Here is a 16,141-nt window from a genome sequence, read left to right as displayed (position 1 = left end):
TGGGCGAACGGTCGTGCTGTTGACGGGAGTTACGGCCCGGGGCAACCGTCGGCCCGCAGGGTTGGGTCCGACCTGTCCACCACTCCGGCACGGCTAGGAGCGCCCGGCGCCAGCCGGACGGGTGGCCACCAAGGCGGTCACCCCATGGTGCGAGGACACAGCGGTCGACTGCGGCCTCAGACGGCCGGTGCACCGCACGTGATCGAGCCGCACCGCCTGAAGCTGGTGGAAGGCCGACATCCTCGCCGGCTCCGCGTAGGGCAGGAGGTCGGATGCCCGCCAGGTCGGCACGAACACCACGACCGCGCCCGGGCGCAGCAGCACGTCCAGATCCAGGAGCAGTTGGGGGGCCTCGGCGGGCGGATGGTTGCTGACGAAGGCGAGGGAGAGGGCGGGCAGGCCGAGGGTCGGCAGCAGCAGCGGGTCGCCCGCGAGGGTGGTGGTGTGCTGCGCCTGGCCGGACCGGTCGGTATCGGAATCGGTATCGGTGGCGGCGAGCAGCAGGGCAGGGCTGTGGCGCTCGGCGAGCAGGCGGGCGAGGCCGGCGGCGCGGGCGCCGACGGCGAGGACCGGCCCGGTCGCCGTCCAACCGGTGCCCTCGATGACGGAGCGGCGCAGCAGGAGTGCGCACTGCTGCCGGTGGGGGTTGCCACAGGTGCTGGGGGCGGTCGTCACGCTAGGGACTCCTCGGCGGGGTGCCGCACCGCGCTAGGAGGTGGGGGTGCTCGCGGGAGCCTTCGGTATGGGACCGCGGCCGGCTTGGTCCGGAGTCGAGGGCTTGACCGTGGTGGTGGGCGTGGCCGGTCCGCGTAGGTCCGTCCGGGGGAGGTGGCCAGTCCGGACCGTGGCGATCGCCGAAGTGATGGTGTGCGCGCCGTTCGGTTCAGGTGGGACGGCGGGCATGGGTGGGGCCCGGAGGAGGTGCCGGGTCCCACCACCCGGCTCAGGCTGCCGGGCGGGAGGTTCGCGGGGTGCTCGGTGCTGTCGGAGGACGATCAGCCCGAGGCCCAGCAGGCCGTGTCCATCGTGCCCGTGGCTGTTGTGGCCGTGGCTCCACGGGCCCTGCTCGCCCCGGGAGTCCTCCGACCAGCCGCCGTTCCAGTCGGTTCCGGAGCAGGAGGTGGCGCTCTCGCCGTGGTGCACGTTGCTGGCGGACGCCTCCACCTGGTGGCCGTAGAACTGCTCCGAGCGCCGGGCGGACGCGAAGGCTGAGCCGGCGGCCGGGACGGCGACGATCCCAGCCGCCAGAGCGGTCGCGGCCACGGAGCGGGACATGCACTTGTTCATGGGGAGTCACTTCCGTTGCGGGAGCGGCGAGTTCCGCACCCGCCCCCGACGCTGGGCACGACCGCCCGCCACCGCCCGCCCGCCTCGTCCTTCAAGGTGAGGATGCCCGCTCAGGCACAGGGCCGCCGTGACGGCGAGCGGGAGCAGGGCGAGCAGCAGGGCGGTGCCGCAGACTTCCCCGCGCGACATCATCGACAGTTTTTCTTGTCGCCAACGATGTCGACAGGTAGCCTTGTCGCATGGACGACGTGATCCCTACCCCCGACAGGAACGACGAGAACTTCTGGGCCACCGTGATGACCCTGGTGGAGCCCGCCTGGCGTGAGCCCAGCACGGACGACTCGTTCGCCATGGACGACAAGGTGTTGGAGGCGGTCCGGGTACTGGCCGAGGAGATCTCGACCCGTGCTCGCGCCTACCGCGCCGCCGACAAGCCCTTCGACACCGCGCTCGTGGCCGCTCCCGATGTGCAGCTGGCCATGCTGCGGTCCCTCTACGAAGCCAAGCTGTCCGTCGACCGCCTGGCCGAGAGCGCCGCCACCGTCGCCGGCCGCAGCGGAGCCAACTACGCGCAGCTGGGCGCGGCCTGGGGCGGCATCAAGCGCCAGTCGGCCCGCCTCAAGTGGCCGCACGCCGTGACCAGGAAGGCGGCCGGCGAGTCCGTCCCGCTCCAGTACGCCGGCGGCGCCGCCGTCATCCACCACGACCCGGACGCCGACGCCTGGTGGTTCACTGCCACCGCCGCGGACCGGCAGGAGAAGGAGTCCGAGGCCGTCCACGCCACCTCCGCCGAGGCCATCGCAGGAGCGACCGAGTTCCTCCTGTCGCACACCCTTCCCACCCGGCAGAAGCAGGCCTGACCCCGCTGCCACTCCTGCTACCAGGACCGCCCGGAAGAATGTGGTCCGGACAGAACTCTGCGATCACGATCGGCCTCGCTCACCTCCCGCGCCCGTCCGGTGGCCAGGACCCTCGGTCCGGTCGGTTCAGGCTCGGGCGTGGCGGTCGCCGTCGGGGTGAAGAGACGGTCGGTCCGCGCCTGCCCGGATGTCCAGGGCGCACACCCGCCGGCCACCCCTGCGGACCGGCGGGTTCGGAGGACGCCTCTCAGGCCGGATGGCCGGGGTCGAGGGTGGCGACGTCGCGGTAGGAGAGCGGCCGGGCCGTGCCGTCGCGGACCAGGGTGGTGAGGGGCTCCAGGATGTGGCCGGTGTGGTCGCCCCCGTCGGTGCGGGCGACCACCCGGGCGGCGAAGCGGGCGGGGACGCCGGTGAGCAGCGGGACGCCGGCCGGGCCCGGCTCCCAGGGGACGGCGGCGAACTTGTCCACCTCGTCGCCCGTGCGTCCGCCGAACAGCTCGGCCAGGGCCCGCCCGCCGGGCCGGCCGGAGTCGAGCAGGTGGACGCCGAGCACCGGTGCGCGCAGGGCGATCCGGTGGGTGTGGTTGGCGCGGGAGATCCAGACGGTGAAGCGGGCCGGGTCGATCGAGGTCTGGCCGGCGAAGCCGACCAGACAGCCCGCCCGTTCGCCGTCGGCGGCTGCGGTGACCACGTACACGGGGTAGTCCAGCAGGTCCAGGAAGTCCTCGAAGCGGTCCATCCTGCGTCAACTCCTCAAGGGCGGCGGCGGTCCGGGGTCAGCCGCCGAGCAGGCGGCGCAGGCGGTGGGGTGCGGTGAGTCTGCTGCGGCGGGCGGCGCTCTCCCGGTCGAGCTCCTCCATCAGGCGGCGGGAGCGGTGTTCGAGGTCGAGTTCGTCCAGCACCCGGTCGAGTTCCGCGAGCAGCGCGCCGTGCAACTGCCAGGCGTGCGGCTGGAGTCGGACGCGCGCCAGCAGGAGCGCGGCGACTCGGTCACGGACCGCGTGCGCTGCGGTCAGCTCGCCGGTCAGGCGCAGCTCGGCGGCCTCGGCGTTGCGGCTGACCGGGGTGGTGACCAGGACCGAGAAGCTGACCAGGGCGTCCCCGACGTGGCCCAGCAGTTCGCCGAGGGCGAGTGCCTCGTCGGGCCGGAAGAGTGCTTCGTCCCGGCCGCGGTGCTTGGCGAGGTCGGTGAGTGAGCGGGCCAGGACCCGGATGACGACGACGCAGATCTCCAGCGTGTCCAGGCCGGTGCGGAGCACCAGCCTGGACAGCACGCCCTCGGAGATGCGCGGGTTGAGCCGCAGGCTGTCCTCGGCCTGGCGGAGGGCGGCATCCACCTCGGCGATGGCCTGGTCCAGGGCCCTGGCCTCGTGGAGCCGGGCCGCCGCGGTGGCGACCGGGGTCGGACCGGACAGCTGTTCGCCGATGCCGAGCAGCAGGTGCCGGGCGCGCCGGGCCAGGTCCTCGATCGATGCGCCGGCGGTGTCGACCCAGACCGGCGGCGCGAACAGCAGGTTGAACGCCAGCCCGACCGCCGCGCCGATCAGGGTCTCCAGCACCCGGTCCCAGGCCTGGGCCGCCAGTTGGCTCACCCCGAGCACCAGCATCGCGCTGATCGCGACCTCGTTCACGAACTCTCCGACCCGGACGAACTGACCGACGGTCAGCGAGGTCAGGATCACCAGCCCGAGGCTCCACCAGCTCAGCCCGGTGACGGCGCTGAACGCGATCGCGATCAGCACGCCGACCACGACCGAGTTCACCCGGCGGACACTGGTGGTCAGCGTGGTGTAGACCGTCACCTGGACCACCAGCAGGGCGGTCAGCGGCGCGGTGAGCGGTGCGGGCGAGGTGTGCAGCGCGACGGCTGCGGCGTAGGAGAGGGTCGCCGCCAGGGTGGCGCGCACGGTGAGGTGGACCACCGGGTCGCGGAGGCATCGGCGCAGGTTGGAAGTCACGGTCGCTCGTACATCGGCCATTCTCCGCGTCTGTCCCGTCGGAGCCCGGCTCATCCCTTCGGCGGGTCGCCGGCTGTGGCCCCTGTCATCCAGCCGGCAGAGCCCGGCGGACCGGCGTCGACGCGGCGGCCGGCCAACGGGCCCGGCAGTCCCACCCCGGCTCGCTCGCAGCAGCTCGGCAGCAGGACGTGCGCGGTGCCGGGCCCACCCGTGGCGGTTCCGCCTGCCCAGCTTCCTCGCTCGCATGGCACAGGCCCGGCTGAAGCGCAGTCACCTCAGTGGCCAGGACTGTCGAACCATCAGCGAGTCCCGGACGTACGGGTGGTCGGCTCACCACTGCGCGATCACTGGCGGCTGCGTCGGCCAAGTCGCATGCCTCCGAGGACCAGGGCAAGGACCAGCAGCACCGCTCCGATCACCAGCAGCCAGATCATGCCTTTCACCAGAGCTCCGACGAAGCCGAAGATCACGGCGAGCAGAACGATGAACAGGAACAGGGCCATGTCCAGCCTCCAAGGGGTGGGTGCGACGTCAGAGCGGGCATCAGGTAACCCGTCAGACGCTGCCACCCACCCCGGCATCCCGCCATCGGTGCCGCCATCCGGCCGTCAAGCATCCGGTTCGGGCGAGAGGCGTCGGAGGGGGCTGGTCAGGCCGGCCAGGTGCCCGTCACGCGCCGGACGGCGGTGGCACCCGAGCGTTCGACGGCGGCCTTCACCAGGGCGAAGATCGCGCCTTGGAGGGCGGCGGCGAGGAGGATCTCCCGCCAGGTCCGGTCCTCGTCGGTGGCGTCGGGCGCGTCGTCGTCGTGCCCGATCACCTTCCACGCCTGCTTGAACGCCACGCCGGCCGCCATGCCGCTGATCACGCCCAGGGCCAGACCGACCGGCTTGTAGGCGATCCTGGACTTGTTCATCGCTGCCTCCTGCCCCTGAGCACGGCGAGCAGGACCACGACGGCGACGGCCCCGGCGAGCATCGGAAGGCGCCGGGCGCGCGCGGGGTCCGCCACCGGGCCGCCGTCCTCCCACGCGACGTCGGGAGTAGGGTCCGCACCGCGAGCGGCTCGGACCGTCCTGTCGCGCAGGCGCAGCGCGGCGCGGGCGGTCCGGTCGAGGACCGGGTCGGGGGTGCGGTCCTTGAGGAGCTGGACCCCGTGCCCGGCCGCCTCCTGGATCCGGTCGGTGATCTGCGCGGTCTTGGCGGTGGCCCGTTCCTTCACGGTGGCGGCCTGCTCGTGCAGTCTCGCCTTCACGTCGGCCTTGCCGGCCAGGGCCTCGATGGTGTGGCCGAGTTCGTCACGGGTGTGCTCGATCTGCTCGCGCAGGCGCTCGGGGGTGGGTGCGCTCTCGTGGTCGGGGTGCTGGGTGCTCATCGGTGTGCGTGCTCCTTGATCTCGGCCACGTCGGCCTTGACGCTGTCGATGGTCTGCTCCGGCGCGGGCGCACCCGCCTTGGCGATCTGCTTCTTCCCCGCCAGCGCCGCCATGGCTGCTGCCCCGGCCAGGACAGCGGCCACGACCAGCGCCGCCGCCCACACGGGCAGCAGCCCGGCCAGCGCCGCGATCCCCGCGCAGACGAGGGCCTGCGCCGCCAGGAAACCGAGCAGGCCGGCCCCGCCGAACAGGCCACCGCCCGCTCCGTACCGCCTGCCCTTCTCGGTCATCTCCGCCCGTGCCAGCTGCATCTCCTCGCGCACCAGCTCCGACATCTGCTGCGATGCCCGGGACACCAGCGCGCCCACCGACTCGTCGGCGGCCTCATGACCCCACCGATCCGTGCTGCTCACGCGTCCTCACCTTGCCTTCCTCATCCCGCTCGTCACCGGTCGGCCAGGACGGCCGACCCGCGATGGCTACCGGGCCGAACCTGCTGTCAGCCGCGCCTACCCGGCCCGTGCCCGCGCATCCACGGGCCGTGCGGCTTGATTCCGCAGAGGGGCCGGCCTGCCCGGGCCGCCGGGCGGGCGTGGGGTGCGGCGCGCTCGTCACAGGTGGGTGAGCAGCATCCAGGCGGCGGCGCCGATGAACGCCACTCCGACGACGCGCTGGAGCGCGTAGCCCTTGGCGGTGGGCTCGGCCGCGTCGGGGTCCTTGACCCATCCCTTCTGTAGCCGCCGGTTCATCCCCCACAGGAGCTGAGGGCGGATCACCTGGATCAGCCCGATCACGAACACCACGACCGCTATGGCGATCAACGTCCATTCCCCCTCGTACGCCGGTGCGGACGACCTCTCCTGACGTCGCCTCAGCTCGCGGCTGCCCCCGCGAGCGTTCCGGAAACGGCCGGGCCCAGGGGCGGGTCGGGCGGTGTTTCTGCCGAGGTCCGCAGGTGCCGATCACGTCGGTGCCGTCCGCGGGCGGTGCGTAGTCCACGGCGCGCCGGGCAGGCGATCACCGCAGAGACGACGTGACTCGTGAGGATGCACCATGACCGACCCCGGCCAGACGCCCATGACCCCCGACCTGCCGCCCCCGGACGGGGTGAAGGCCCCCGACATCGTGCCGCCATCGGCTGACGACCGCCGCGACCCGGACGCCCCGGACAGCGATCGCGAACGAGCCCCGGCCAAGACGACCGAGGCGACCACCGAAGAGGAGCCACCGGACTGATCGGCGCAGGACGTGCCTTTCGGGCCGTACGTCCCGGCCCGGACCCCGCCGCCCCAGAGGACGCGACAGCTGAGGGCCCACCCGCAGGAGCGGGTGGGCCCTCAGCCGGTGGGTGGCGCGACCGTCGGTTCAGCGGCCGGGGTCGTCGGTGTCGGGGAGGTCGAGCTCGACCTTCTCCTTGCGGACCTGCCCGGTGACGGTCTGCTCCTCGACGACCTCTTCGGTGGTCAGGCGCACGCGCTCCACCGGAACGGCCTCGACGTCGACCACGGCGTGCTCGGCGTGCAGGACCACCTCGTGCTCGGCCTCGGTGATCGGCTGCCCGGTCATCGCCGCGTCCCGGTTGGCCTCGGTGATCGGCTCCCGCTCGATCCGGACCTCTTCGTGGCGCAGGGGAACGGTCTGCTGCTGCTCCTCGGTCACCACGTACTTGCGCAGCCGGGCGCGGCCGGCCTCCTGGCGCTCGACGCCGACACTCATCCGCTCCTCGGAGCGGGTCATCGCGTCCTGCCCGGCGACGCGGTCGGGGTCCGCCGCCGCGACCTGGCGGTCCGAGGCGGCCCAGGCCGCCTCGCCGCCTGCGCCACCCGCGCCGCCGGCCACAGCGGCTTCGCCGGCCTGGTTGTCGGGATGGGCCTGGGCCCATCCGCCCTCACCGCTCTCGTTGGCCTGCCGCCAGGACTCCTCCCAGGCGATGCCGTAGTGGTCGTAGAGGCGGTGCTCCTCGCTCTCGGAGAGGTGGCCGCCGGAGTCGACGTCGACGTTCGGGGCGTCCTTGACCTTGTCCTTGGTCCAGGGCACTTCGAGGTGGTCCTCCACCAGGTGGGCGCCGGTGATGGGCACGAAGGACTCGCTCGTGCCGAACAGGCCGGTCTTGATGCTCACCCACTCGGGGCGGCCGGTGGCGTCGTCGTAGAAGACGTGGTCCGCCTTGCCGATCTTCTTGCCGTCGGAGTCGAGGACGGGGTGGTCCAGCACGCTCGACAGCTGCGCTTCGTTGAACATCGGGTGCTCTCCTTCCGTTGGGACAACGCCCTGCGGATTTCCGATCGCACTCGAACGAAACAGGCCCGCACTGGTTCGCCAGGTAATTCCGCCTACCACGCGGGGCCGCTCCGGGCACCTTGGCCGCAGCGCGGAAGGCCATGCCCACGCCCTGGACGGCGGTGGCGGATCCGACGGTAGGCGCACTGGTTGGCCCGGCCGCGATCGGGCATGCGCGGCTCGACGCCAACCGATGGGAGAGGACGCCATGGTTCTCCTCGGACTGCTCCTGCTGGGCGCGGTCGCCGCCTTCACCGGGCTGGTGATCGCCGACAACCTCGACGGCGGCCCGTCGTACACGGTCACCGTCCTCGGCAACGACATCGCCACCATGAACAGCCTGTCGATCTTCCTCGCGGGCATCGCCCTCACCCTGCTGTTCGGCATCGCGCTCCTGCTGCTGCTCACCGGCGGCATGCGGGCCCGCCGCCGCTCGCGCGAGCGCGCGGCCCTTGCCGCTGCGGCCTCCCGGGCCGCCGCAGAGACGCCGCCGATCGCCGAGCCGTCGGCGCAGGAGGGCGCGCTGCCGATCACCGGAACGGACGCGACCCGTCGCAAGCACCGCCTGCACTTCGGCCACTGACCCGTCCGGCTTCGGATGGGCCGCCCCCGCGTGCGTGCGGGCAGGGAGCGGGGCCGCCACAACCAGCGGACTCGCCCCGGTGCCGCCGGTCGCGGTCAGAGGTGGGGTTCGCTCGCGAACCCACCGGCCTGGTAGTCGTCGTGCTCGCGGTGGTCGGCGTGGTGGTCCTCGTCGAACCCGGTGGCGTTCTTGACCTGCTCCTTGCTGTGGTCGAGCCCCACCGTCTCCTCCTCGGCATCCACCCGGGTGATGGCGGTGACGAGCAGGAGGAACTCGCGGCCGAAGATCCACGGGCGTGTCCACCACGATGTGCCTGCCCGCCCCGGCGGCCATGCCTGACGGCTGTCCGATGGTTCGTCAGACACGTTGGGCACGTCCGGGGTACCGACAGCTCGGCACGGCCGGCCCTCCACCGCGACCGCCACCGCCCGTACCTCGAGCATGGAAATTCTGGTGGGCCATGGTCACAGCCTCCGTATGATGCCCCGCATGTCCTGGATACGCCGCCGCCCGCGTGCCGCTGAACCGCCCACCGAGCCCACCACGCCCGACGGGCCCGGCGAAGGTCGGCTGCCCGACCGCGACTTCCTCGCCCTGCTCCGCGACGCCCTGGAAGAGGTCGCCCCCGGCTCTACGGCGGGTGTCAGGTTCAACGGCAATTCACTGCTCAGCCCTCGGGGTTGGGCCATCGCCTTCGCCCCTGATGGGCACGGGGGCGGCGACCGGCACTACGACCTCATCGCCTTTCCGGATGTGAGCATCCAGCCCGAGGTTCCGTGCTTCGTGGACTGCGTCACCGTGGTCACCACCCCGCGCGACGCAGCCCTGCTGTGGGCCCGCTCCGCCGGATCCTGCCTGCTCGAACTGGTCGACGGGCACGGGCGGATCGCCGAGCGCTGGGGCCCCTCCGAGGAGCACGGCGTGCCGGGGTGGCGCTCCATCACTGCGGGTGTGCTCGCCTACGGGCCCTCCGACCAGGAGAACCTCCGACTCCAGGACGCCCTGCTGGAGGTGGACGTGCTCCGCGAGATCGCCGACACCTTCACCGCCGACCTGGAGTCACCCTGGTTCAACGGTGTCCGGGTCTTCTACGGCGGTGTCCCGGGCGCGGTGGAGGCCGAGGTCCGGGTCAACGGCGAGCGGCACGAGGCCGCCTCCGCCGCGCTGGCCGCACTCGGCCTGCCTGAGCCGACGGTCTTCACCGTCGCCCGGTCCTTCACCTTGGTACTGCCCGTCGACTCCGGCCAGCAGCAGCACGAGCACGCGGCCGGCGGGTGCGGATGCGACTGCGGCGGCACCCTGGACCCGGACCATCCCGGCTTCGCCCACCCCCTCCCCCACCTGATCGCCGAACTCTCCCCGGCCGAACGGGCGGAGCGGGTCACCACTGACACCGGCGCGGTGATGGTCGCCCGGGGTGTCGGCAACTTCCTCAAGGTCCGGCTGCCGATCCGCCTCGACGACGGCCGCACCGTCATCCACCTGGCCTGGGTGTACCTGCCCGCCGATGTGATCGAGGACTACACCCGCCGGGTGCACGACGGCACCCTGGCCGATCACCGCTTCGAGGGCCTGTTCTGCAACGCCATCGAACCGTGGGGCGACGAACTGCTCCAGGCCCGCGTCCTGCTCGGCGGACAGCGGATCGAGGCGGACGGCTCGATCCGGCTCAGCGACGTGCTCGACTCCGAACACCCACTGCTGGCCCGGGTCCTGCGCGAGAGCTGGCCGGCTGCGCTCGTACTCGGCGACCACGCCCCTGGGCCATCCCGCCCCTGACCATCCACCAAGTCCCCTTTCAGTGCGCCGTGGTGACGTCCGAACCCGGCGATGAGCGGGAAGGCGGTAACGGTGCGATGGGCGTGGGTACGGAGCAGTGCGGCGAGCCAGGGGCACCGCTCGGACCGGAGGTGCGACAGTCGGCCCGAGGCAAGCCAGGGGCACTGGCCGGTACTACGAGCCGAGCGGCTCCGCCGTGTCCGCGAGCACGGCTCCGAGTCCGCCGACCAGCCGGGACAGATGCTCGACGAAGACCCGGAGCGGGAGAGCCGAACGCAGGTCCGGGAAGCGTTCCGGTCGGAACGCTTCCCGGCCTTGCCCTACCTGCCTCACCGTCAGGTAACCGGCTGACCTGGCAAGTTGGCCGGGAACCCCGGATGGCAGGTCGGTCAGCCGGTACTGGTCCTCGGTGTCCAGCTCACCGCCCCCGGCCGGGTCGATCCGGGGCACCACCGCCACGACGGTGCCCGCCAGTACGGCCGGGTCGTCGGCTTCGCCGGGCACCGGTCGGCGAGGGTTTCGGGTCCGGGCACCCGCCCGCTTCCCTGCCGCTGCGGCCTCCTCCGGCGCCGCTTCCTCGGCAGTGTTCAGCGAGCGTGGCGGGCCGGGTGGTGGCCGGTCTCGGGAGCCGTGAGCCGGCGGGCGCCGCGGTGGCGCCCGCCGGAGCTCCTGGCGGCTTCGACGGTGGCCACCACGACCAGCGCGAGCACGGCGAGCATCAGCAGAAGCATCATGGGCGGTTCCTCCAGCTCAGAGATCGTCGCGGAGCCGATCGCCTGCCCCGGATTCCCGCGCCAACACCCCACCGGTCGCGGACAGTTGCTGAGCCGGTGCTTGGTGACCGGGGAGCCATGAGCTGCGGAATTTCGCACGAATGCACCTCGGACACCCGGGGTAGCCGACGGACCGTCAGAGCATCGACGAACCACCGAGGAGGCAGTTGTGAGCAGCGGACTGTGGGGCTACGAGGGCGCCGAGGGCTACGTGGAGGGCGCCGACCTGACCGGCTACCGGGTCGAGGCCACCGACGGCCACATCGGCAAGGTCGACAAGCACACCGTGGACGTCGACTCCGCGCACATCGTGGTGGACACCGGCCCGTGGATCTTCGGCAAGGAGGTCCTCCTCCCGGCCGGCACCATCACCCGGGTCGACGTGAACGAGGAGACGGTGTGGGTGAACCGCACCAAGGACGAGATCAAGAACTCCCCCGAGTACGTCAAGGACCAGCACACCGACGACCTCGACTACCGCAACCGCCTCGCCGGCTACTACGGCACCGGAACCGGGCTCTGAGCACCCCGCATGACCGCGGCCTCCACCCTCTCCGAGAGGGTGGAGGCCGCAGCCGTTCTCGGGCCTGGAGCCGCGCCTCGCGCGGCGGCGGGATGGCATGAACCGTGCCTCAACCGAGGCGTCTCGAAGCCGGTCGAGAATCTACGGGTACCTGATTGCGAAGCCCCTGACGGCGTTGGCCTGAGGTCAGAGATCGAGCACGGCCGAGATCAGAGCTTGCGGGCAAGCCTCTCGACCACCGCTGTCCTCGCTCTGGCAGGATCACTACAGGACGCAGGCGCGCCACAAAACCAGGGGGACAGGTTGTACGTTCGGTTCCAGGCAAGGGATGCCAATCAGCGCGGCACATTCCCCGGAGTCTTCGCCCTGGTGAACGGCCTGGCAGCCGCAGGAAAGCTCACCCCCGCACAAGAGTCCTTCCGCCGCTCCAGTTACGACTGGTACGACGCGAACCTCGCAAACCCCTCCGACATCGACCCCACGGTCTACGACCGTGACCTCAACCACGGAGCGGAAGCCTGGTTCAAGGAGTCGGCGGCCGACCACATTGCACACGTCGCCGGCCACCTGGACATCCTCGCTCTGCACGGGGTGGGATGCGACATCCTCCGCTCCACCGATCCGGGAGCAGTCGTCTACGAGGATGACCACCAGATCGTCGTCGTGCCGTACCAACCCAGCACGCAGCACTGAGCTTTCGATCCATCCGACTCCGCCCGATCGACGCGGTGGTGACGGCGGCGGTGCCGGAGCACCCTGGCGCGATCGGCTGGATGGGCGCTCGGTGGCCGCGGGAGTGCGGGCCAAGCCGGTTGCCCTCGGGGGGCCTGTTGGTGACGGCGAGTCAGTCTCGTTGGGCTTCGCGGGAGACCGGCCGGACCGCCGGGACTGCCGCTGGGTGATGCGCCTGGTCATCAGCGTGATCGCGGCCCGGGTGATCAGCCCGGGTCCGGGCGCAGCTGGCCGCTGAGGGCAGAGGCGGCGTGGAGGTCGGTCGGGTGCACGCCCACCCCGATTCCCTCGGCGAGACGGCAGAGGAGTCCGCGCGTTCCTGGGGGGCCTGTCTCTCCGGTGTCCGGCGGGCCCAGCGCCAGTAGCTCGGCGTCGAAGCGGTGCGGATCGCTGCCTCTGCGGCGTTGCCTCCACCCAGCCCCGGACCCACCGCTGTCGGCGCGGCCATCGATGTTCTCAACCGCTCCGACACCGCCCGCCGTACGCGCCCCTCGGTCGCTGAGCAGCCCCGACCCGGGACCGGCGGACCACCTGTTGAAGACCGGAGGGGTGTCGGAAGAGGGAGTGGGAGGGGTAGGCCCCGATCGACCGCCCCGGTCCGAGGCCGGGCGCTTGCCGCCCTTGACTGGTTCCTGCGCACCACCGAGCGCGAGCCGCGGCCGCTCGTGCTGCCCCACCAACGCTGTGACCGCTCGGTCGGCGACACCCTGATCGACCTAGCCGACGCCGGGTGGGCCCGCGCCGAACTGCAGCTGCCGGACGGGCGCAAGCTCCGGTTCCTGACCCCGGATGGCTGCTGCGAGGCCGCTGACCTCCTCCCGGCCAAGACGAAGCCCGGCGCGGCCCGATCGGTGCGGGAGGAGCGCACGTCCTGGTACTCCGAGCACGCCCACGTCATCACCTCGACGGGACGGTGCGCAGGAGCAGCAGAGCGATGCCGGCTGTGGCGAGGGTGCGTGCGGAGGTGGCTGTCAGGGTGACCAGGAAGCCGGTGGTGGCGGCGTGCGCGGCTTCGGCGGGCAGCGGTGGAGACAGGGTGAGGGCGGCTGGGAGGGAGTCGAGGGCGGCGGTGCGCTCGGCGGAGGGCGGGCCGGCTGCCACGAGGTTGATGCGGTGGACCGAGGTGCTGGTGGTGGCGAAGGCGGCGATGCCGAGGACGGCGCCGAGTTCGCGGGCGAGGTCGTTGGAGGCCGAGGCGACGCCGTGCAGCGCGGGTGGGAGGCTCTCGAGGATCGCGGTGGTCGCGGGCGGCATGGCCAGGCCCAGGCCGACGCCCAGGGCGGCGAGGCCCGCGTGCTGGGCGATGGTCGCGCGGTGGACGTCGAGCGGGGCGAGGACCAGGAACCCGACCGTCGTCGTCAGCATCCCGGCGGTGATCAGGGCCCGGGCGCCGTACCTGCGGGTGAGCCGGGGCCGCGAGGGCGGCCGGCAGCAGCGTGCCGATCGGGATGAGCGACAGCGCCGCGGACAGCGCGCCCATGGCCCGGACAGTACGTGCATGGCTTTCCCTCCTATAGTGATCGCCATGCAGTTGGACTTGAACCTGCTCACGGCCTTGGACGCGCTGCTGGAGGAGGGGAGTGTGGCCGGAGCAGCAGAGCGGCTCCACGTCACCGCGCCGGCGATGAGCCGGTCGCTGGGCCGGATCCGCAAAGCCACCGGTGACCAGATCCTGGTCCGCACCGGACGCACCATGACGCCCACTCCCCACGCACTCGCCCTGCGCACGGAGGTCCACGCCCTGGTGCAGCAGGCCCACCGGTTGCTGTCCTCCCGTCCGGGCCTCGACCTGGCGGGGCTGGAGCGGGTGTTCACGGTCCGCCTGCACGACGCCCTCACCACCGCCTGCGGGAGTGCGCTCGTCGCCGCGGTGCGCCGCCAAGCCCCGAAGGTGCGGATACGCCTCACGGTCGAACCGGGCCACGACACGCCCGAGTTGCGTCGTGGTGAGGTCGATCTGGCCTCCAGCTCGGGACCGCCGCCCCAGCCGGACATCCGTCACCGCCTCATCGGTCAGGACAGGATCGTCCTTGCTCTCCGCGCGGGGCATCCGCTCACCGAGGGGCCGCTGACCGTCGAGAGGTACGCGGCCTCCGAGCACGTGACCGTGTCCCGGCGCGGTGAGCTGCGTGACCGGGTCGACGAGGTCGTCGCCGCGCTCGGCCACGAGCGCCGTGTCATCGTCGCCGCCCCCGCGACGGACACCGCGCTGCAGCTCGCCCGCGACACCGACGTCGTGGTCACCCTGCCCGAGGCGGTCACCCGCTCCGCCCGTGAGCAACTGGGCCTGACCATGCTGCCGTTGCCATTCGAGCTGCCGCCCGTTCCCCTCTACCTGCTCTGGCACCAGCGTTACGAGGACGACCCCGCCCACGCCTGGCTGCTCGACCTGGCGACCCGGACCCTCCAGGAGCTGTTCACGACGCCGGGCGCCGAGGACCGACCGCACGACGGGCGCGGGACGCAACCGCGATGAGGTGAGGGGCCGTCAGGGCGGCGGGGCCGTGGTCGACCCCGGTCGGCCGTATTCAGCCTGCCGGCGCGCGAACTCGACGGTTCTGTAAGCCCGTTCAGCGACAGCGCGCCCACCGGTCCGGGCACCATCCGGCCACGTACGACGCCAGGCACAGGACGCCCGCTAACGACGCTCCGACGGAAGTCTTGCGTCGTGCCTAGGCCACCTCTTCGGCCGGCTCGCGCAGTCCATCCCCACGTCACCCGCAAGTCGCTGACCGCGACACTTCGGCGGCTCAAGCGCAACGGGGTCATCGAGCACGGGACCGACTCCGCTCGGCCCGCACCGGGCCGACCCTCCCGACCAGGCGCCTCAGGCACCTCGGCGTCGCACTCCTGGGCTGGGCCTCACGGCACATGCCCCCATCGAGCATGCGCGCGATGCCTTCGACAACTCGCCGGACGGGCAGGGGCCGTGCTGGCGACCGATCCGGGCACCTGGCTCGTCCCGCGAGACCGTCATCCGCGATCCGCGATCCGTAAGGAGCCGACCGGGGCCACCCGAAGGCAGCACGCCCGATTGCACGAGAGTCATCCCAGCAGTGAATGACATGCACTTGAGGTTAACGATCGCCACCTCTACCTTCGACACCAGAGAGCCGGTCGGAGCGTACGGCCCGACTGAGTCATCCTCATCACCCCTCAAACACAAGGGAGTTCGCCATGTCCGCCACCCTCCAGGACACCGACACCGCGCTGCTCGCAGGCACGGAAGCCGCCGTGCGCGCGGCAGGCGCCGTCCTGCGCGAGCGCTTCGGCCAGGTGGTCCACCACGAGGGCCGCGAGGACCTGATGCGCGCCCTCGCCGCCAATGACGATGCCGCCCTCGACATCCTGCGGCCCGCCCTCACCCGACTCCGTCCGCAGGCCCGCTGGGTGGAGGACGAGCTCGACGGCGGAGCGCTGCCGCCCGGCGAGTGGTGGGTGGTGGACCCGGCCGAGGGCAACGTCAACCACCTGCACGGTCTGCCGGAGTGGGCGGTCACCGCCACCCTGGTGCGGGAGAACCGGCCCGTGCTCACCGTGGTGCACCTGCCGCTGACCGACCAGACCTACACCGCGCTCACCGGCGCCGGAGCCCGCCTCGACGGCCGCCCGCTGCGCGTCGCCCCGACCGCGGACCTCGGCCTGGCCCTCGTCGCCACCAGCCAGGCCCGCCCCGACGAGGACGAGAGCGTCGTGCGCCGCGTCGGCGCTTCGATCACCGCGATGCTGCTCGACGCGCTCGTGGTGCGCACCGCGGTCCCGGCGACCCTGCACCTGGCGAACGTGGCCGCCGGCCGGATCGATGCCTTCTGGCAGTTCGCCGGCGCCCGCGCCGACCTGCTCCCCGGCGCCCTGCTCGTCACCGAGGCCGGCGGACGCGTCACCGACGCCCAGGGCCGCCCCTGGACCCCGCAGAGCGACAGCTTCCTGGCCGCCGCCCCGGGCGTCCACACCGCCGCCGTGACCACGCTCTCCCGCTGACCCCGCACCCT

At 72.2% G+C, this 16,141-nt stretch carries 21 protein-coding genes; 8 read left to right on the top strand and 13 right to left on the bottom strand.

What is annotated here, in order from left to right; translation table 11 throughout:
- Positions 1 to 93: 93 nt before the first annotated feature.
- A complete protein-coding gene (locus tag ACIRBX_RS22525) occupies positions 94 to 675 on the bottom strand; it encodes a hypothetical protein (protein WP_402298862.1) in 582 nt (193 codons plus the stop codon).
- 851 nt (positions 676 to 1,526) lie between these two features.
- Here ACIRBX_RS22525 and ACIRBX_RS22520 point away from each other — a divergent pair.
- Positions 1,527 to 2,147: a hypothetical protein gene (locus ACIRBX_RS22520; RefSeq protein WP_402298861.1), complete on the top strand. Its 621-nt coding sequence runs from the start codon at positions 1,527 to 1,529 to the stop codon at positions 2,145 to 2,147.
- Positions 2,148 to 2,394: 247 nt separating this feature from the next.
- On the opposite strand, the gene ACIRBX_RS22515 is transcribed toward ACIRBX_RS22520, so the two are convergent.
- The 7 genes from ACIRBX_RS22515 to ACIRBX_RS22485 form a co-directional block, all read right to left on the bottom strand.
- Positions 2,395 to 2,886, bottom strand: coding sequence for a flavin reductase family protein (locus ACIRBX_RS22515; RefSeq protein WP_402298860.1), 492 nt, complete (start codon positions 2,884 to 2,886; stop codon positions 2,395 to 2,397).
- A gap of 37 nt (positions 2,887 to 2,923) precedes the next feature.
- Positions 2,924 to 4,126, bottom strand: a complete 1,203-nt coding sequence (locus tag ACIRBX_RS22510; protein ID WP_402298859.1) for an aromatic acid exporter family protein — start codon at positions 4,124 to 4,126, stop codon at positions 2,924 to 2,926.
- A gap of 323 nt (positions 4,127 to 4,449) precedes the next feature.
- Complete coding sequence (locus ACIRBX_RS22505; RefSeq protein WP_402298858.1) at positions 4,450 to 4,608, bottom strand: hypothetical protein; 159 nt, start codon at positions 4,606 to 4,608, stop codon at positions 4,450 to 4,452.
- A gap of 146 nt (positions 4,609 to 4,754) precedes the next feature.
- Positions 4,755 to 5,021, bottom strand: a complete 267-nt coding sequence (locus ACIRBX_RS22500) for a DUF4235 domain-containing protein (RefSeq protein WP_402298857.1) — start codon at positions 5,019 to 5,021, stop codon at positions 4,755 to 4,757.
- Positions 5,018 to 5,479 (bottom strand): DUF3618 domain-containing protein, encoded by a 462-nt coding sequence (locus ACIRBX_RS22495; RefSeq protein WP_402298856.1) that lies wholly within the window; start codon positions 5,477 to 5,479, stop codon positions 5,018 to 5,020. Before ACIRBX_RS22495 ends, ACIRBX_RS22500 begins: the two co-directional genes overlap by 4 nt.
- The gene (locus ACIRBX_RS22490) at positions 5,476 to 5,892 is read right to left on the bottom strand and encodes a phage holin family protein (RefSeq protein ID WP_402298855.1); all 417 of its coding nucleotides are present in this window, start codon (positions 5,890 to 5,892) and stop codon (positions 5,476 to 5,478) included. The genes ACIRBX_RS22495 and ACIRBX_RS22490 overlap by 4 nt, the downstream gene beginning before the upstream one ends.
- Before the next feature lie 198 nt (positions 5,893 to 6,090).
- Positions 6,091 to 6,300 carry a DUF6199 family natural product biosynthesis protein gene (locus ACIRBX_RS22485; RefSeq protein WP_402298854.1) on the bottom strand — a complete coding sequence of 70 codons (210 nt, stop codon included), beginning with the start codon at positions 6,298 to 6,300 and terminating at the stop codon, positions 6,091 to 6,093.
- 232 nt (positions 6,301 to 6,532) lie between these two features.
- Between ACIRBX_RS22485 and ACIRBX_RS22480 the strand changes: the two genes are divergently transcribed.
- Positions 6,533 to 6,715 carry a hypothetical protein gene (locus ACIRBX_RS22480; RefSeq protein WP_402298853.1) on the top strand — a complete coding sequence of 61 codons (183 nt, stop codon included), beginning with the start codon at positions 6,533 to 6,535 and terminating at the stop codon, positions 6,713 to 6,715.
- Positions 6,716 to 6,844: 129 nt separating this feature from the next.
- On the opposite strand, the gene ACIRBX_RS22475 is transcribed toward ACIRBX_RS22480, so the two are convergent.
- The gene (locus tag ACIRBX_RS22475) at positions 6,845 to 7,720 is read right to left on the bottom strand and encodes a PRC and DUF2382 domain-containing protein (protein ID WP_402298852.1); all 876 of its coding nucleotides are present in this window, start codon (positions 7,718 to 7,720) and stop codon (positions 6,845 to 6,847) included.
- A 247-nt stretch (positions 7,721 to 7,967) separates the two neighbouring features.
- Here ACIRBX_RS22475 and ACIRBX_RS22470 point away from each other — a divergent pair, with 247 nt between their 5' ends.
- The gene (locus tag ACIRBX_RS22470) at positions 7,968 to 8,342 is read left to right on the top strand and encodes a hypothetical protein (protein ID WP_402298851.1); all 375 of its coding nucleotides are present in this window, start codon (positions 7,968 to 7,970) and stop codon (positions 8,340 to 8,342) included.
- Between the two features lie 95 nt (positions 8,343 to 8,437).
- Here the strand turns inward: ACIRBX_RS22470 and ACIRBX_RS22465 are convergent, their stop codons facing one another.
- Positions 8,438 to 8,785 (bottom strand): hypothetical protein, encoded by a 348-nt coding sequence (locus ACIRBX_RS22465; RefSeq protein ID WP_402298850.1) that lies wholly within the window; start codon positions 8,783 to 8,785, stop codon positions 8,438 to 8,440.
- A 46-nt stretch (positions 8,786 to 8,831) separates the two neighbouring features.
- Here ACIRBX_RS22465 and ACIRBX_RS22460 point away from each other — a divergent pair, with 46 nt between their 5' ends.
- Positions 8,832 to 10,121 carry a DUF6348 family protein gene (locus ACIRBX_RS22460; protein WP_402298849.1) on the top strand — a complete coding sequence of 430 codons (1,290 nt, stop codon included), beginning with the start codon at positions 8,832 to 8,834 and terminating at the stop codon, positions 10,119 to 10,121.
- A 174-nt stretch (positions 10,122 to 10,295) separates the two neighbouring features.
- Here the strand turns inward: ACIRBX_RS22460 and ACIRBX_RS22455 are convergent, their stop codons facing one another.
- The gene (locus ACIRBX_RS22455; RefSeq protein WP_402298848.1) at positions 10,296 to 10,625 is read right to left on the bottom strand and encodes a hypothetical protein; all 330 of its coding nucleotides are present in this window, start codon (positions 10,623 to 10,625) and stop codon (positions 10,296 to 10,298) included.
- A gap of 83 nt (positions 10,626 to 10,708) precedes the next feature.
- A complete protein-coding gene (locus ACIRBX_RS22450; protein WP_402298847.1) occupies positions 10,709 to 10,855 on the bottom strand; it encodes a hypothetical protein in 147 nt (48 codons plus the stop codon).
- A 208-nt stretch (positions 10,856 to 11,063) separates the two neighbouring features.
- Here ACIRBX_RS22450 and ACIRBX_RS22445 point away from each other — a divergent pair, with 208 nt between their 5' ends.
- Both ACIRBX_RS22445 and ACIRBX_RS22440 read left to right on the top strand, forming a co-directional pair.
- The gene (locus ACIRBX_RS22445; RefSeq protein WP_402298846.1) at positions 11,064 to 11,417 is read left to right on the top strand and encodes a PRC-barrel domain containing protein; all 354 of its coding nucleotides are present in this window, start codon (positions 11,064 to 11,066) and stop codon (positions 11,415 to 11,417) included.
- A 303-nt stretch (positions 11,418 to 11,720) separates the two neighbouring features.
- Positions 11,721 to 12,110 (top strand): hypothetical protein, encoded by a 390-nt coding sequence (locus tag ACIRBX_RS22440; RefSeq protein WP_402298845.1) that lies wholly within the window; start codon positions 11,721 to 11,723, stop codon positions 12,108 to 12,110.
- A gap of 936 nt (positions 12,111 to 13,046) precedes the next feature.
- Here ACIRBX_RS22440 and ACIRBX_RS22435 read toward each other — a convergent pair.
- Positions 13,047 to 13,649, bottom strand: a complete 603-nt coding sequence (locus ACIRBX_RS22435) for an MFS transporter (protein WP_402298844.1) — start codon at positions 13,647 to 13,649, stop codon at positions 13,047 to 13,049.
- 25 nt (positions 13,650 to 13,674) lie between these two features.
- On the opposite strand from ACIRBX_RS22435, the gene ACIRBX_RS22430 reads away from it, so the two are divergent.
- Complete coding sequence (locus ACIRBX_RS22430) at positions 13,675 to 14,625, top strand: LysR family transcriptional regulator (protein ID WP_402298843.1); 951 nt, start codon at positions 13,675 to 13,677, stop codon at positions 14,623 to 14,625.
- Positions 14,626 to 15,326: 701 nt separating this feature from the next.
- Positions 15,327 to 16,130 (top strand): inositol monophosphatase family protein, encoded by an 804-nt coding sequence (locus ACIRBX_RS22425; protein WP_402298842.1) that lies wholly within the window; start codon positions 15,327 to 15,329, stop codon positions 16,128 to 16,130.
- Positions 16,131 to 16,141: the final 11 nt, after the last annotated feature.

The organism is Kitasatospora sp. NPDC096147 (assembly GCF_044763225.1).
Taxonomy (GTDB): Bacteria; Actinomycetota; Actinomycetes; order Streptomycetales; family Streptomycetaceae; genus Kitasatospora.
This window is presented reverse-complemented; position numbering and strand designations above follow the sequence as displayed.

Coding starts and splice junctions, on each gene's coding strand:
- ACIRBX_RS22520 (WP_402298861.1), top strand. CDS start 1,527: ATGGACGACGTGATCCCTACCCCCGACAGGAACGACGAGAACTTCTGG.
- ACIRBX_RS22515 (WP_402298860.1), bottom strand. CDS start 2,886: ATGGACCGCTTCGAGGACTTCCTGGACCTGCTGGACTACCCCGTGTAC.
- ACIRBX_RS22510 (WP_402298859.1), bottom strand. CDS start 4,126: ATGGCCGATGTACGAGCGACCGTGACTTCCAACCTGCGCCGATGCCTC.
- ACIRBX_RS22505 (WP_402298858.1), bottom strand. CDS start 4,608: ATGGCCCTGTTCCTGTTCATCGTTCTGCTCGCCGTGATCTTCGGCTTC.
- ACIRBX_RS22500 (WP_402298857.1), bottom strand. CDS start 5,021: ATGAACAAGTCCAGGATCGCCTACAAGCCGGTCGGTCTGGCCCTGGGC.
- ACIRBX_RS22495 (WP_402298856.1), bottom strand. CDS start 5,479: ATGAGCACCCAGCACCCCGACCACGAGAGCGCACCCACCCCCGAGCGC.
- ACIRBX_RS22480 (WP_402298853.1), top strand. CDS start 6,533: ATGACCGACCCCGGCCAGACGCCCATGACCCCCGACCTGCCGCCCCCG.
- ACIRBX_RS22475 (WP_402298852.1), bottom strand. CDS start 7,720: ATGTTCAACGAAGCGCAGCTGTCGAGCGTGCTGGACCACCCCGTCCTC.
- ACIRBX_RS22470 (WP_402298851.1), top strand. CDS start 7,968: ATGGTTCTCCTCGGACTGCTCCTGCTGGGCGCGGTCGCCGCCTTCACC.
- ACIRBX_RS22465 (WP_402298850.1), bottom strand. CDS start 8,785: ATGCTCGAGGTACGGGCGGTGGCGGTCGCGGTGGAGGGCCGGCCGTGC.
- ACIRBX_RS22460 (WP_402298849.1), top strand. CDS start 8,832: ATGTCCTGGATACGCCGCCGCCCGCGTGCCGCTGAACCGCCCACCGAG.
- ACIRBX_RS22450 (WP_402298847.1), bottom strand. CDS start 10,855: ATGATGCTTCTGCTGATGCTCGCCGTGCTCGCGCTGGTCGTGGTGGCC.
- ACIRBX_RS22435 (WP_402298844.1), bottom strand. CDS start 13,649: ATGCACGTACTGTCCGGGCCATGGGCGCGCTGTCCGCGGCGCTGTCGC.
- ACIRBX_RS22430 (WP_402298843.1), top strand. CDS start 13,675: ATGCAGTTGGACTTGAACCTGCTCACGGCCTTGGACGCGCTGCTGGAG.
- ACIRBX_RS22425 (WP_402298842.1), top strand. CDS start 15,327: ATGTCCGCCACCCTCCAGGACACCGACACCGCGCTGCTCGCAGGCACG.